The 13426-nt window shown below is 28.2% G+C and carries 16 protein-coding genes, 2 tRNA genes and 1 rRNA gene; 15 read left to right on the forward strand and 4 right to left on the reverse strand.

All coding sequences use genetic code 11. From position 1 onward, the window contains the following. The first annotated feature begins 26 nt into the window (after positions 1-26). The 3 genes from rrf (at position 27) to ACYUEX_RS18185 (ending at position 305) form a co-directional block, all read left to right on the forward strand. Positions 27-143: ribosomal RNA gene (gene rrf / locus ACYUEX_RS18175) — 5S ribosomal RNA — on the forward strand. Positions 144-150: 7 nt separating this feature from the next. Further along, a tRNA-Phe gene (locus ACYUEX_RS18180) sits at positions 151-226 on the forward strand. Positions 227-231: 5 nt separating this feature from the next. Continuing rightward, positions 232-305 (forward strand) — tRNA-Cys (locus ACYUEX_RS18185). Positions 306-339: 34 nt separating this feature from the next. Here the strand turns inward: ACYUEX_RS18185 and ACYUEX_RS18190 are convergent. After that, complete coding sequence (locus ACYUEX_RS18190) at positions 340-1260, reverse strand: S66 peptidase family protein (protein ID WP_460289410.1); 921 nt, start codon at positions 1258-1260, stop codon at positions 340-342. A gap of 81 nt (positions 1261-1341) precedes the next feature. Continuing rightward, a complete protein-coding gene (locus ACYUEX_RS18195; RefSeq protein WP_460289411.1) occupies positions 1342-2289 on the reverse strand; it encodes a magnesium transporter CorA family protein in 948 nt (315 codons plus the stop codon). 285 nt (positions 2290-2574) lie between these two features. Here ACYUEX_RS18195 and ACYUEX_RS18200 point away from each other — a divergent pair, with 285 nt between their 5' ends. Then, a complete protein-coding gene (locus ACYUEX_RS18200) occupies positions 2575-3093 on the forward strand; it encodes a hypothetical protein (protein WP_460289412.1) in 519 nt (172 codons plus the stop codon). 20 nt (positions 3094-3113) lie between these two features. On the opposite strand, the gene ACYUEX_RS18205 is transcribed toward ACYUEX_RS18200, so the two are convergent. After that, entirely contained in the window at positions 3114-4265 is a 1152-nt protein-coding gene (locus tag ACYUEX_RS18205; RefSeq protein WP_460289413.1) for a zinc-binding metallopeptidase family protein, read from the reverse strand. Between the two features lie 145 nt (positions 4266-4410). Between ACYUEX_RS18205 and ACYUEX_RS18210 the strand changes: the two genes are divergently transcribed. The 7 genes from ACYUEX_RS18210 (at position 4411) to ACYUEX_RS18240 (ending at position 8044) form a co-directional block, all read left to right on the forward strand. Continuing rightward, entirely contained in the window at positions 4411-4620 is a 210-nt protein-coding gene (locus ACYUEX_RS18210; RefSeq protein ID WP_460289414.1) for a sigma factor G inhibitor Gin, read from the forward strand. A 15-nt stretch (positions 4621-4635) separates the two neighbouring features. Beyond that, entirely contained in the window at positions 4636-5265 is a 630-nt protein-coding gene (gene tmk, locus ACYUEX_RS18215) for a dTMP kinase (protein ID WP_460289415.1), read from the forward strand. A 92-nt stretch (positions 5266-5357) separates the two neighbouring features. Next, positions 5358-5687: a cyclic-di-AMP receptor gene (locus tag ACYUEX_RS18220; RefSeq protein ID WP_322413024.1), complete on the forward strand. Its 330-nt coding sequence runs from the start codon at positions 5358-5360 to the stop codon at positions 5685-5687. Positions 5688-5705: 18 nt separating this feature from the next. Next, positions 5706-6641, forward strand: a complete 936-nt coding sequence (locus ACYUEX_RS18225) for a DNA polymerase III subunit delta' (RefSeq protein ID WP_411169496.1) — start codon at positions 5706-5708, stop codon at positions 6639-6641. A gap of 2 nt (positions 6642-6643) precedes the next feature. Continuing rightward, positions 6644-7549: a PSP1 domain-containing protein gene (locus tag ACYUEX_RS18230; RefSeq protein WP_411169497.1), complete on the forward strand. Its 906-nt coding sequence runs from the start codon at positions 6644-6646 to the stop codon at positions 7547-7549. A gap of 14 nt (positions 7550-7563) precedes the next feature. After that, on the forward strand, positions 7564-7767 hold the full coding sequence (locus tag ACYUEX_RS18235; protein WP_322458837.1) for a heavy-metal-associated domain-containing protein: 204 nt from the start codon (positions 7564-7566) through the stop codon (positions 7765-7767). A 106-nt stretch (positions 7768-7873) separates the two neighbouring features. Beyond that, entirely contained in the window at positions 7874-8044 is a 171-nt protein-coding gene (locus tag ACYUEX_RS18240) for a DUF362 domain-containing protein (RefSeq protein ID WP_322458838.1), read from the forward strand. A gap of 230 nt (positions 8045-8274) precedes the next feature. Here the strand turns inward: ACYUEX_RS18240 and ACYUEX_RS18245 are convergent, their stop codons facing one another. After that, positions 8275-8910, reverse strand: coding sequence for an MBL fold metallo-hydrolase (locus ACYUEX_RS18245; RefSeq protein WP_460289416.1), 636 nt, complete (start codon positions 8908-8910; stop codon positions 8275-8277). A gap of 158 nt (positions 8911-9068) precedes the next feature. Here ACYUEX_RS18245 and ACYUEX_RS18250 point away from each other — a divergent pair, with 158 nt between their 5' ends. The 4 genes from ACYUEX_RS18250 (at position 9069) to ACYUEX_RS18265 (ending at position 13421) form a co-directional block, all read left to right on the forward strand. Then, the gene (locus tag ACYUEX_RS18250; RefSeq protein WP_411169499.1) at positions 9069-9524 is read left to right on the forward strand and encodes a CtsR family transcriptional regulator; all 456 of its coding nucleotides are present in this window, start codon (positions 9069-9071) and stop codon (positions 9522-9524) included. 66 nt (positions 9525-9590) lie between these two features. After that, positions 9591-12029 carry an ATP-dependent Clp protease ATP-binding subunit gene (locus ACYUEX_RS18255; RefSeq protein ID WP_460289417.1) on the forward strand — a complete coding sequence of 813 codons (2439 nt, stop codon included), beginning with the start codon at positions 9591-9593 and terminating at the stop codon, positions 12027-12029. 202 nt (positions 12030-12231) lie between these two features. After that, the gene (gene trxB / locus ACYUEX_RS18260; protein ID WP_460289418.1) at positions 12232-13167 is read left to right on the forward strand and encodes a thioredoxin-disulfide reductase; all 936 of its coding nucleotides are present in this window, start codon (positions 12232-12234) and stop codon (positions 13165-13167) included. A gap of 26 nt (positions 13168-13193) precedes the next feature. Next, a complete protein-coding gene (locus ACYUEX_RS18265; protein WP_322412497.1) occupies positions 13194-13421 on the forward strand; it encodes a glutaredoxin family protein in 228 nt (75 codons plus the stop codon). The last annotated feature ends 5 nt before the right edge of the window (positions 13422-13426 follow it).

Below are 13426 nucleotides of genomic sequence, written 5' to 3' on the forward strand. Positions count from 1 at the left end.
TGCAATTTTCAGAGAACACTCTGATATCTGGTGATGATGGCGTAGAGGAAACACTCCTTTCCATTCCGAACAGGAAAGTTAAGCTCTACAGCGTCGATGGTACTGCATGGGAAACTGTGTGGGAGAGTAGAACGTTGCCAGGTTATATATGGCTCGATAGCTCAGTCGGTAGAGCAGAGGACTGAAAATCCTCGTGTCCCTGGTTCGATTCCTGGTCGAGCCACCAGGTATGGCGCTATAGCCAAGTGGTAAGGCAGAGGTCTGCAAAACCTTTATCCCCGGTTCAAATCCGGGTGGCGCCTCCAAAAAAATCCTACAAGTTTTACTTGTAGGATTTTTTTATTTGAAAAATAATTCTTTTTGCACAAGTAAATTACTGCTAGATAAAAATTCAAATTTTGAACCTATTGGTATTGTTATATTAGGATAATCATGCCCGAGGGGAAAGCTTTCAATGATTGGTATATTTAATGGCACTAATTTTTGTTTTATAATATCGTTTATAGAAAAATCGCTATCTTTATTAGTGCAATCTGTAAAATGTCCTAATATTATTCCACAAACCTTTTGAAGTTTTCCACAAGAGATAAGTTGAGATAACATTCGATCTACAGAATAAGGACTTTCATTAACATCTTCAATAAAAAGAATATTACCTTTAAAATCTATCTCATAAGGTGTTCCAATAGTTGAGCAAATTATTGATAAATTACCTCCTACTAAATTACCTTCAAAATCTTTTTCATTCCATACAAAATAATTATCAGAACAAATTTCTTTTAAGTTATAGATAATTTTAGGGGCTTTATTTGTAAGTACTTTTATAAAATACTCTTTTGTTATAATATCATTAAAATTTGAAGTTATCATTGGGCTATGAAATGTAGTTAATTTGCAAGCTTTTGCAAGATAGTTTAATAGTAATGTTATATCACTATATCCACAAAAGGGTTTAGGATTATTTTTTATAAGCTTTAAATCTAAATATGGAGCCATTCGCATGGAACCATATCCACCTCTAAGAGAAACTATTGCGTCTATATCTTTATCTGCAAACATTAAGTTTAAATCTTCTGCACGATCTTTATCGTTACCGGCTAAATACCCATAAGAGCTATATAAATGTTTTCCCTTTTTTATTTTAAAGCCTAGTTTTTGAAAGTTGCTTATTTTTTCATCTATAAACTCTCTGTCTTCGGGGGATGCTGGGGCTATAATTCCTATTGTAGATGAAATATTTAATGGTTTTAATTTTGACAATGAAAACACCTGCTTAAAATTATTTATATACTTAATATACGATAAAAAAATAAAGCTAGTGACTTAAAGCTAGCTTTATTTTTAAGAAAACATATCTTTTCTATATAATATGTAAGCAGTTCCAAAAGTTAATACTAAGGTTATAATCATTGTTATTTCAAAACCATAAGTATTATTTATAAGTGGCATTTTTATAAAGTTCATTCCAAATATTCCACCTATAACGGTTGGTATAGCCATTAGTATTGTAACAGAGGCTAAAACCTTCATAACTATATTTAAGTTATTTGAAATAACTGAAGCGAAAAAGTCCATGGTACTTGCAAGTATGTTACTGTATATCTCTGTCATTTCTATAGCCTGCTTATTTTCAATAATAACATCCTCTAATACATCTTGATCTTCCTCATATTTTTGCATTATATCTAATTTTAGCATTTTTTCTAAGGTAATTTCATTTGCTTTAAGTGATGTAGAAAAGTAAACTAGAGATTTTTCTAGAGAGTGTAGTTGAATAAGCTCTCTATTTTTCATTGATTTATGTAGTCTTTTCTCTATCATTAAGCTTTTCTTATCAATTTGTCTTAAGTAAATTAAATATGCAGTTGATATTTTACTTAATATTTGCAATATAAATCTAGATTTTTTAAAAGAATAAAATGATTTCACCTTACCATTTACAAAATCTGTCAATATACGACTGTTCTTTAAGCACACAGTGATAATTTGTTTTTCTGTATGAATTATAGCTAGTGGATATGTATCATATGTAAGAGAATTATCTTCCATTTCAGTAAAAGGTATATCCACAACTACTAGTAAACAATCATCTTCTATATCTATACGAGAAGTTTCTTCATCGTCTAATGGAGCTTTTAAAAATGATAATGGAACTCCAGTCTTTTTTGAAATTAGAATTAATTCTTCATCAGAAGGAGCTACAATGTTAATCCAACAACCAGGTTCTAAATTATCTAGAACTTTTAATGAAGGATTTTGTTCAATAATACTTTTATAAATTTGTATCATAAAGGACCTCCTTAAGTAGATTACAAAACTAATTATACTATTAATATATGTTTTTGTAACATAATAAGTAAATTTTTATTTTAAATATTTGATAATATAGATAATTGAAGATATTCATAGTAAAAGTGCATATGAATTAAATAATTCAACGCAAATTAAAATAATGATAAAAATATAATCATTAATTAATAAATTTTAATGTGGATAAAAACCTAAATAATTAGTATAATCTCAGTATTGCTTTAATGAATAGAAGTAATGTCGTAACGGGGGATTAATAAAGAAATGATGCATAGAGAAATTATTGCTAAAAAAAGAGTACCAGCAATTGTAGTTGTTTTATTTACAGTTACAGCTATGTTATATTTAGCTGAGGCTATAGAGAGATCAAAATATAATAGACATATAATTGGTCATATCGTTAATATTGCTTTAGTATTAATAACTATAATTTTAATTATTAAAGAAATTAAAAGCTGCTCAGTATCATATAAGTATGCTATTATAGCAGACAAGCTAATAATAAATTTAATAAGGAATAAGGAAGAAAAAAATCTAGAGAGCATAAAGATGTCTGATATATTGTACATAGGTGAAAAGTCATTAATGCCTAAAGAGTATCAATTTTTAAGAAGGTCTAAAAGGTATTTATGTAATAGAGTTTTTTCAAAATCATACTATTGTGTTTATAAAAGTGGTAACAATATAGAAAGAATAAAATTTCAACCAAGTGATAAATTTATTAGTAGGATAATAAAACATGGTGAATTAAAATGTAGATTAATTAGAAGAGAAATAATATAAAAAATAGGCTGGGATACAGCCTATTTTTTATAGAATTCATTTTTTACTTCTGAAAGAAGATTTTCATTAAGTATAATATCATATCCAGTAAAGGACAATGACAAGGCTGCTTTCATAGCTTCTTCAAAAGCATAATCAGATATTGTAGCATTGCAAAATTCTTTTGTTCCATATTTTATATTATCATTATTAACTATAGATATATATGGATGAATACAAGGAACTTTTTTACTAACGATACCTAAACTTAATCCTGAATAAATATCTTTAGGACCAGAGATATTTATTATTCCATTTTCTTTTAAATTATGACTAAATAACCTATTTAATGTTCTATTAGTTATCAGCTCTTCATTTTCAGGTTCATATAATGAAATAGAATATTGCAATCTTATAAGTTTTGAAACATAAATTGCAATTTCTCTTAATTTATTTTCTGCTATTTTGGCTAAATCCATTTCTTTGCTTCTTATATAAAATTTAGCTTCAGATTCTATGGGTAACAATAAAGGAGTAAAGCCTCCATTAGACAAGATAGAGTTTACTTCTACATCTTCAGGAAACCCCTTTAGTAGTGAATTTAATATATTAAAAGTTAAAAGAATTCCGTCTAAAGATGTATAGGCTCCTTTATTCAAAAAGCTTAATCCATCATGGCCTATAAATCTTATACTTAATGGTACTACAGCAGAAGAACTTCCACTTTCTGATGTTATTATATCTGGGTGTGCAAGTAAAACTACATCTATATCGTCAAAGACTCCTTGTTTAACCATTACTGATTTTGTTCCACCAAGATATTCACCAGGACAGCCTATTAATACAACAGAGCCACCTATTTTATCTATTATATTACTTAATGAAAGAGCTGCTGCAACTGATGTTGATGTTAATAAATTATGACCAGTTAAATGGCCTTCATTTGGAACAGCATCATATTCGCATAAAAAGCATATTTTAGGGTGTCCATTACCCTTTGAGGCATAGAAGGATGTTTTTATTTCTAAAAATTCTTTTTTTACATCAAAACTATAATTAGTTAGCAGTTTACAAATATAATTGTAACTATTGTACTCATTATAGCTATCTTCTGGATTATTATATAAATAATCATTTAACTTTTTTATATCATCTTTACATTTTGATAAATAAGAAATCATTTCTTGTTTCATAATATCTTCCTCCCAAATTATCTTATTCTTAATTTTCCCTTAAACTTAAATAATTATTTATTAAATGGAACTTTTTAAATAAGTATAAAAATACAATTATTGGGTGAGAATTATAATAAAATTATTATAAGAAGGATGGGATTACATGGATTTATTAATAAAGGGAATAGATATAAATGAAAATAAATGTATTATTTGTAGAAAAGAAATATATAGTGATATAATTATAGAAAAAAGCTTATTATGCCAATGTTGTCATAGAAAGATATCTACAATAACTGTAGATGATTTTGAATATGATTATTATAAAGATAAGGTTAAAGAAGGGCTTTGTGGTAAATATAATTTTAAATAGTATGAGGTATAACAGATGAACAGAGGAAAATTTATAGTATTTGAAGGTGGAGAAGGATCTGGTAAAAGTACAATTTTGGACATGGTGTATGACTATTTAATTCAAAATAATGTAGAATGTATTAAAACAAGAGAGCCGGGTGGAATAAAGATATCTGAGGATATAAGAAAAATAATATTAGATACTAAAAATACGGAAATGGATAGTAAAACAGAAGCTTTATTATATACTGCAGCAAGAAGGCAACACTTAGTAGAAAAAGTCATAGTAGAAATTGAAAAAGGAAAAATAGTTCTTTGCGATAGATTTATATATTCTTCTTTAGCATATCAAGGTTATGCTAGAAATATAGGTATAGAAGATATATATCAAATAAATAAGTTCGCAATAGGGGAATATATGCCAGACTTAAATATACTATTTGATGTATCTCCGGAAGTTGGGTTGGGGAGAATAACTAAAAATGAAGATAGAGAAGTTAATAGATTAGATTTAGAAAAAATGGATTTTCATTATAAAGTTAGAGAAGGATATAACGACCTATATGAAGCTAATAAAGATAAGTTTGTAAAGGTAGATGCAGAAAAATCCATAGAGGAAGTTTTTAACTCTGTAAAAGATATAATTATTAATTTCATTGAATAAAATTAATAATATAGGATAAATTTTTGCTCAATTAGAACTCTTTTATGATAGAATATTATTAGAGGAGTATAATTTTATTGGGAGGGGTTAATATGAAATTAGTAATAGCTATGGTACAAGACGATGATGCATTAGATTTAGTAGATGCAATTACAGAAGCTGGGTTTAGAGTTACTAAGTTAGCGTCAACTGGAGGGTTTTTAAAAGCAGGAAACACAACCTTAATAATAGGAGTTGAAAAAGATAAAGTTCAAAGTGTTATAGATGTTGTAGAAGAAGTTTGTAAAACGAGAAAACAAATCATAACAACACCAACACCTATTACAGGAAATGTTGATATGTACATGTCATACCCTATAGAAATTGAAGTTGGGGGAGCCACTATATTTGTTATAGATGTAGATCAATTCATTAAGATATAAATTATATTGGAGGGTGTAATGGGGCAATTTGTCGGACATAAAAACATAATTAATAGTTTTAAAAAAAGAATAGAATCAGGAGAAATTTCCCATGCACATATAATAGTTGGAGAAGATGGTATTGGAAAGAGTAAATTAGCTAGAACATTAGCTATAAATATTCTAGGTGGAAATGAAGATAGAAATTATGTTGATATTATAAATTATAGGTGCAAAAAGGCTTCTTTTGGGGTAGATGATATAAGAGAAATGGTTGATGAGATAAATAAAAAACCATTTGAAGGTGATAAAAAGATAATTATAATTTATAATGGAAATAAGTTAACGGTTCAAGCTCAAAATGCTCTTTTAAAAACTATAGAGGAACCACCAAAGGGTGTTTTTATTATTTTATTATGCGAAAGTTTAGAATTGATATTAGATACTGTAAAATCAAGGTGTCAAATATATAAGCTTACTCCATTAAAAAAAGATGAAGTGAGACTTTATATAGAGGGCATGGAACTTGAAAACTATAGTAATGATGAAATAAATGCTGCTGTTGCATATAGTGAAGGAATTCCTGGCAAAGCAGAAGATTTTTTAAAAAATTCCTCATTAAAAGATTTAAGAAATATGTTAATTGATTTATTATATGTATTAGTGAAGGGAAATATAAAAAATCTATTAGATTTCGAAGATAAAATATTATTATATAAGGACAAAAAAGAAGAGATATTAAACATTTTAGCCTCCTTTATAAGAGATATCATTATCTATAAAGAAGTAAGTAATATTAATGGAGTAATAAATGGGGATAAAATAGAAAATATAAAGGAATTAGCTATTGAAATGTCTTATAAGAAACTCAATAAGATTATTGATAAAATTGGAGAGGCTAGAGAAGCTTTTTTAAGCAATTCAAATTTCTCATTAACTATTAGAGTTATGCTTATAGGATTTATGGAGGTTTAATAATGATAAAAGTTGTAGGTGTAAGATTTAAGAAAGCCGGTAAAATATACTATTTTGATCCAAGTGAACTTGATGTAAAAAAAGGTAATTTTGTTGTTGTAGAAACAGCAAGAGGTATAGAGTTTGGAGAATGTGTAATAGGAATTAAAGAAATACCAGAAACTGATATAGTAGCACCATTAAAAAGTGTTATAAGAGTTGCTGAAAAAGAAGATATAGATAAACATAAGGAAAATAAGGTAAAGGAAAAAGATGCTTTAGAAATTTGTTTAAAGAAAATAGAAGAACATAGATTAAATATGAAATTAATCGATGTAGAGTATACTTTTGATAATAATAAAGTTATATTCTATTTTACAGCAGATGGTAGAGTAGATTTTAGAGAGCTAGTTAAAGATTTAGCTACTATATTTAAAACTAGAATAGAATTAAGACAAATTGGTGTTAGAGATGAAGCTAAGATGTTAGGAGGATTAGGACCTTGTGGAAGACCACTTTGTTGTTCTACATTCTTAGGAGACTTTGCATCTGTTTCTATAAAGATGGCAAAGGAACAAAATTTATCATTAAACCCAACTAAGATATCAGGAATATGCGGAAGGCTTATGTGCTGTTTAAACTATGAGCAAAGTACGTATGAAGATATAAGAAAGAGACTACCTAAGGCTGGATCAATTGTCAGCTTAGGAGAAGCTAAGGGTGAGGTAGTAAGTAATAATACAGTTAAGGAAAGCGTAAAGGTTAAGTATAGAAGAGGTGATGAAGAGGTAGTAGAAGAGTTCAAAATAGATGATATTGAACTTATTGAAGGTAGTTATGAGGATTCTATAGATGAGTCAGACATAAAATTAGAAATTGAGTTACCAGAGGACAAAAATTTAATTAAAGATCTTATTAAAGATAATTAAAAGGGGGAAGTTAAATGAAATCCTTATTAAAGGTTTCTAATATTAATACAAATGAGGATATAATTAACGTAAGAGAGGCTATAGCACAAAATGCAGGTGTAATTGCTTGTGAGGTAAGTTTATCTAAAAAAGAAGTAAATATTGTATATGATGATAAAAGTGTAACTATAGATAAAATAATAAGCTCAATTGAAGAGATAGGATATAGCATAATATAAAGTCTAGTACTAATATTAGATAAATTCTTCTTAAGGCTTTTAAATTTTAAGTCCTTATGATAAAATAGATTGTGAAATAAATTCATAATACTAGGAGGTGCTTTTTATGGCATTTAAAATTGAAGATTCATGTGTAAACTGTGGTGCTTGCGCTGCAGAATGTCCAGTTGATGCTATAAGTCAAGGAGATACTCAATTCGTTATCGATGAGGATACTTGCATAGATTGTGGAAACTGTGCAAATGTTTGTCCAGTAGGAGCTCCAGTTCAAGCATAATTTACATAAAGAACCGCTAAATTAGCGGTTCTTTATTTTTTGCTCTTTAGGAAATTATATTTTTATATTTATTATGGATAACCGTTGTAAAATATTTAGTTATTAAAGTTATACCCTAAAGAGTAAAAATTTAAATATAGTGCGCGTGCAAGATTTTCCTCAGACAAGCTTCGGAAATGCACATGCGCTAAAAAAGTCGACAGCTCCACAAGCTCGCCTTGGCAACTTTTTTAGTTAGACAACAATATAACGGAGCATTTGTCCTTAAATGATATATCATCAGAATATATTGTATTAGATTTATAAGATAAAATATTTTTTAAAGAGGATAAAAATTTATATGGACCATCCAAATAAAAATACTCAGATGAAGTTTTAAAACACATTGGAATTATGTACTTTGGTTTTAAAGTTAAAGCCAATTTAGCAGCAGAATATCCATCTAAACAAAAGTGGCCACCTATTGGAATAAATAAAAAATCTACTTCAGATAATTTATTTATTAATTCGTCGTCTAATTTATGTCCTAAAGAACCTAAGTGACAAATTTTAAAATTATCAATATTTAAATAATAAATTATGTTCTCACCACGTTTAAATCCATTCATATTATCTTTAAATGTTTTAAATCCTTCTAAGTTTATAAAACTATTAGAAAATGAACAGGAAGAATTTATTACTGTACAGTTCTTATCAATATACTTATTAATAATTTCATTAGTATGAGTATGACTAAATGTAATTATATCTGGTTTTAAATCATATTTTTCTATATAGGGATATATTTGCATTGGATCTAAAAGAATTCTTTTACCGAGAGAGTTCTTTATTAAAAAACTAGTATTGCCTATCCACTTAATTTCCATATTTCATCACCTCTAATATATAGTTTAAGTAAAATATGCGATATAATTCTCTTTTTTGATTTAATATATAAAATCATAAAATGGACATATTAAAATTTATAATATATAATAAAAGTCAAAGAAGGTCAATTTGAAAAATGGTTTAAGAAGGTGAAAATATGGCAAGAATTTCAGATACAATAGAGAATTTTATAAAAGATATGATAAGTGAAGAAAATAAAAGACAAGTCTTAATTCAAAGAAATGAATTAGCAGATAAATTTTCATGTGCACCATCACAAATTAATTATGTATTAACCACAAGATTTACTTACGAAAAGGGTTATATTATAGAAAGTAAAAGAGGTGGTGGAGGTTGCATAGTAATAAAGAAAGTAACATACGATAATAAAGATGAAAGATTAGCTTTAATTAATAATTCCATCGGTGAAACAATAACATATGGAAATGCCCTATCTATATTAGAACATTTAAAAGATACTAATAATATTACAGAAAAAGAATATGAAATAATAAAAATATCTTTAAATGATAGAACTTTATCATCTAGTGAATACAAAAACAAATTAAGGGCTGACATACTTAAGGGAATTATAACAGTTATATTATCGTAATATAAACTTAAAAACCAAAATTTATCTGATAGTTGTTAATATTAGCAATAGGGTATGGAGGTATATATGATTTTTGGGAAATTTACAGAGAGGGCACAATTAGTATTAGTAGAGGCTCAAAAAGAGTCACAATATTTCAAACATGGATATATAGGAACTGAGCATGTTCTTTTAGGGGTTTTAAGAGAAGGTGGATATGCAAAACAACTACTGTACAGCAATGGGGTTACAGTTGAGAAAGTAAGAAAAGTTATAGAAGACTATCTAGGTTTTGGAGATATAGATATATCTGTAGGAGAAATGCTACTAAATCCAAAAACAAAAAGGTTATTTGATGATAGTCTAATTAAAGCTAGGATATATGATCATAACTGTATAAACCCAGAACATATTTTACTAGCATTAATAGATGATACTGAAGGTGTAGCATATACTATATTTACAAATTTAAAACTAAATTTAAATCTAATAAAAAATGAAATAAGTAACTACTTATATGAAAAAAGGTTAGATAATATAAAAAATGATGATAAAGATAAGAAAAAAAATATAAAAACTCCTCTACTAAATCAATATGGTAGAAATCTTACTACTATGGCTACGGAAGGTAATTTAGATCCGGTTATAGGTAGAGAAGATGAAAACAAAAGAATATTAGAAATATTGTGTAGAAGAGTTAAAAATAATCCTTGTCTAATAGGTGAGCCGGGGGTAGGTAAAACAGCTGTTATAGAGGGGTTAGCTCAAAGAATAATAAGTGGTAATGTTCCAGAAATACTAAAAGACAAAATATTAATTTCTCTTGATTTGACTTCAATGATAGCAGGAGCAAAATATAGAGGAGAATTTGAAGACCGATTAAAAAGAGTAATGGATGAGATAAGAAACTCACAGAATATAATAATATTTATTGATGAAATTCATACTATCGTTGGTGCTGGAGGTGCGGAAGGTGCCATAGATGCGTCTAACATTTTAAAACCTGCTTTAGCAAGAGGTGAAATAAAATGTATAGGTGCAACAACAATAGATGAATATAGAAAATATATAGAAAAAGATTCAGCTTTAGAACGAAGATTTCAACCGGTTAATATAGAAGAACCATCAAAGGAAGAGACTTTAGAGATATTAAAGGGCCTTAGAGAAAGATATGAATCACATCATAGGGTGCAGATAGAAGATGAAGCTTTAGAGGCGGCAGTAGAATTATCAGATAGATATATAACAGATAGATTTATGCCAGATAAAGCAATAGATTTAATTGATGAAGCTTCTGCAAAAGTTAGAATAGAAAACCTAACTTCACCACCTGATGTTAAGGAAACACAAATAAAAATAGAAGAAGTTGCAAGAGAAAAGGAAGAATCAATAAAAAATCAGGATTTTGAAAAGGCAGCTTACTTAAGAGATAAAGAGAGAGAATTAAAAGACAAAGTAGATAACTTGAGAATTAACTGGAATAGTAATGAGAATGTTAAGTATATAGTTGACAGGGAAAAGATAGCAAAGGTAGTATCTGTTTGGTCTAAAATTCCATTAGAAAAACTTACAGAGCAAGAATCAGAAAAGCTACTAAGGTTAGAAGAGGCATTACATGAGAGAGTAATAGGACAAAAGGAAGCGGTAATGGCTGTTGCTAAAGCTGTAAGAAGAGCAAGGGTAGGATTAAAGGATCCTAACAGGCCAATAGGAACATTTATATTTTGTGGACCTACAGGAGTTGGAAAAACTGAATTGTCTAATGCATTGGCAGAAACAATGTTTGGAGACAAAAAAAATTTAATTAGAATAGATATGTCTGAATATATGGAGAAGCATTCAGTTTCAAGATTAATTGGAGCTCCACCAGGATATATAGGACATGATGATGGTGGTCAATTAACAGAGGCTGTTAGAAGAAATCCTTATTCAGTAATTTTACTAGATGAAATTGAAAAAGCTCATCAAGATGTATTTAATATATTACTACAAATAATGGAGGATGGAAGATTAACGGACAGTAAAGGAAAAGTAGTAAATTTCAAAAATACTATTGTAATAATGACATCTAATATAGGAGCTCATGATATTAAAAAGCAAAGTATAGTTGGATTTTCTACTTCGGCTACTTTAGAAGATAATGAATATGAGAAAATGAAAAAAAATATAATGGAAGAAATAAAAAGACAATTTAAACCAGAATTTATAAATAGAATTGATGATATTATAGTTTTCCATCAATTAAAAAATAGTGATATATTAAAAATAGTAAATTTAATGCTAAATAACACAATAGATAAATTAAAAGAAAGAAAAATAACAATAAATTTAAATAAAGAAAGTAAAGAGTTCTTAGTAAATAAAGGTGTAGATATAAATTATGGTGCTAGGCCTTTGAGAAGAATAATAACAAAAGAATTAGAAGATAAATTGAGTGAAGAAATGCTAAAAGGATGCATAAAGGGTGGAGACAATTTAGAAGTATATTGTAATGGAGAGGAACTTTATTTTAAGCATATATCATAGTATAGATGAGGGGATTTTTAAAATGGAAGATCTTCTCTTCTTTTTATTAATAATTTCTATAGAAAAAGCAATAATATTAAGAGAAATAAAGTTTAAAATAGTAATTAATAAAAATTATTATTTAAAAATAGTTGCATTTTAGGTTAGAGAAGCATATAATTAAATTAAAGAATATACCCCTGGGGGGTAGAAGGAGCGAGCTATGAGTAAGGAAATTAAACATAAAGAGTTAATTATAATAGGTGGTGGTCCAGCGGGTCTAACTGCTGCTATATACGCAACAAGAGCTAAGTTAGATATGCTTTTATTGGAAGATCAAATATTAGGGGGACAGGTTAGGAATAGTTATACAATAGAAAATTACCCCGGATTCAAAAAGGTTTCTGGTACTGAACTAGCTGATTTAATGCAACAACAAGCAGAAGAACTTGGAGCTGAAATTGATGAATTTGATATGGTTGAAAAAGTTGATTTCAGTGGAGAAGAAAAAATAATTGAAACAAATAGTTATATATATAAAACCAAAACAGTAATAATAGCAACTGGGGCTACTCCGAAGAAGTTACCTATTCCGAATGAAGGAGAGTTCTCAGGAAAAGGAGTTCACTACTGTGCGGTATGTGATGGAGCAATGTACGAAGGAAAAATAGTCGGAGTTGTAGGTGGAGGAAACTCTGCTTTAGAAGAAGCTCTGTTTTTAACTAAATTTGCTACTAAAGTAGTTATGATAAGAAGACATGATTACTTTAATGGTGAAAAAGCAACAATTGAAGAAGTTATGAATCATCCTAAGATAGAAGTTTTATTTAATGAAGATTTAGTTAATGTTGATGGAGATGATTTTGTAGAAAAAGCTATAATAAAAAATTCTAAAGATGGCTCTGAAAAAGAAATTCCTATGGATGCGGTATTTGGATTCATAGGAACAGAACCTAAAACAGATCATTTTAAAGATTATATAAATTTAACTCATAATGGATATATTAAGACTGATGAAGGAATGAGAACTAATGTTGAAGGAATATATGCAGCTGGAGATGTTAGAGAAAAGGAATATAGACAAATAACAACTGCTGTTGCAGATGGAACTATAGCAGCATTACAAGCAGAAAAATATGTTGTAGAAAAGAAAAAATAATTAAGAAAGATTAAAGGAGAGATATTATGATAAAAATATATTCAACATCATGGTGCCCATCATGTATAAAAGCTAAAAGATTTTTTGAAATGAAAGGATGGGAATATAGCGAAATTAATGTAGCAGATAAGCATGAAGATAGAGAAGAAGTATTTAAAGTTTCAGGTCAAAGAACTGTACCTGTAATTAATATAGATGGTGAAATAATAGTTGGTTTTGATAAGAATAAGATAGAACTAGCTAAGAAGAAGTAGGTGAT

The organism is Clostridium sp. CTA-7 (assembly GCF_054768095.1).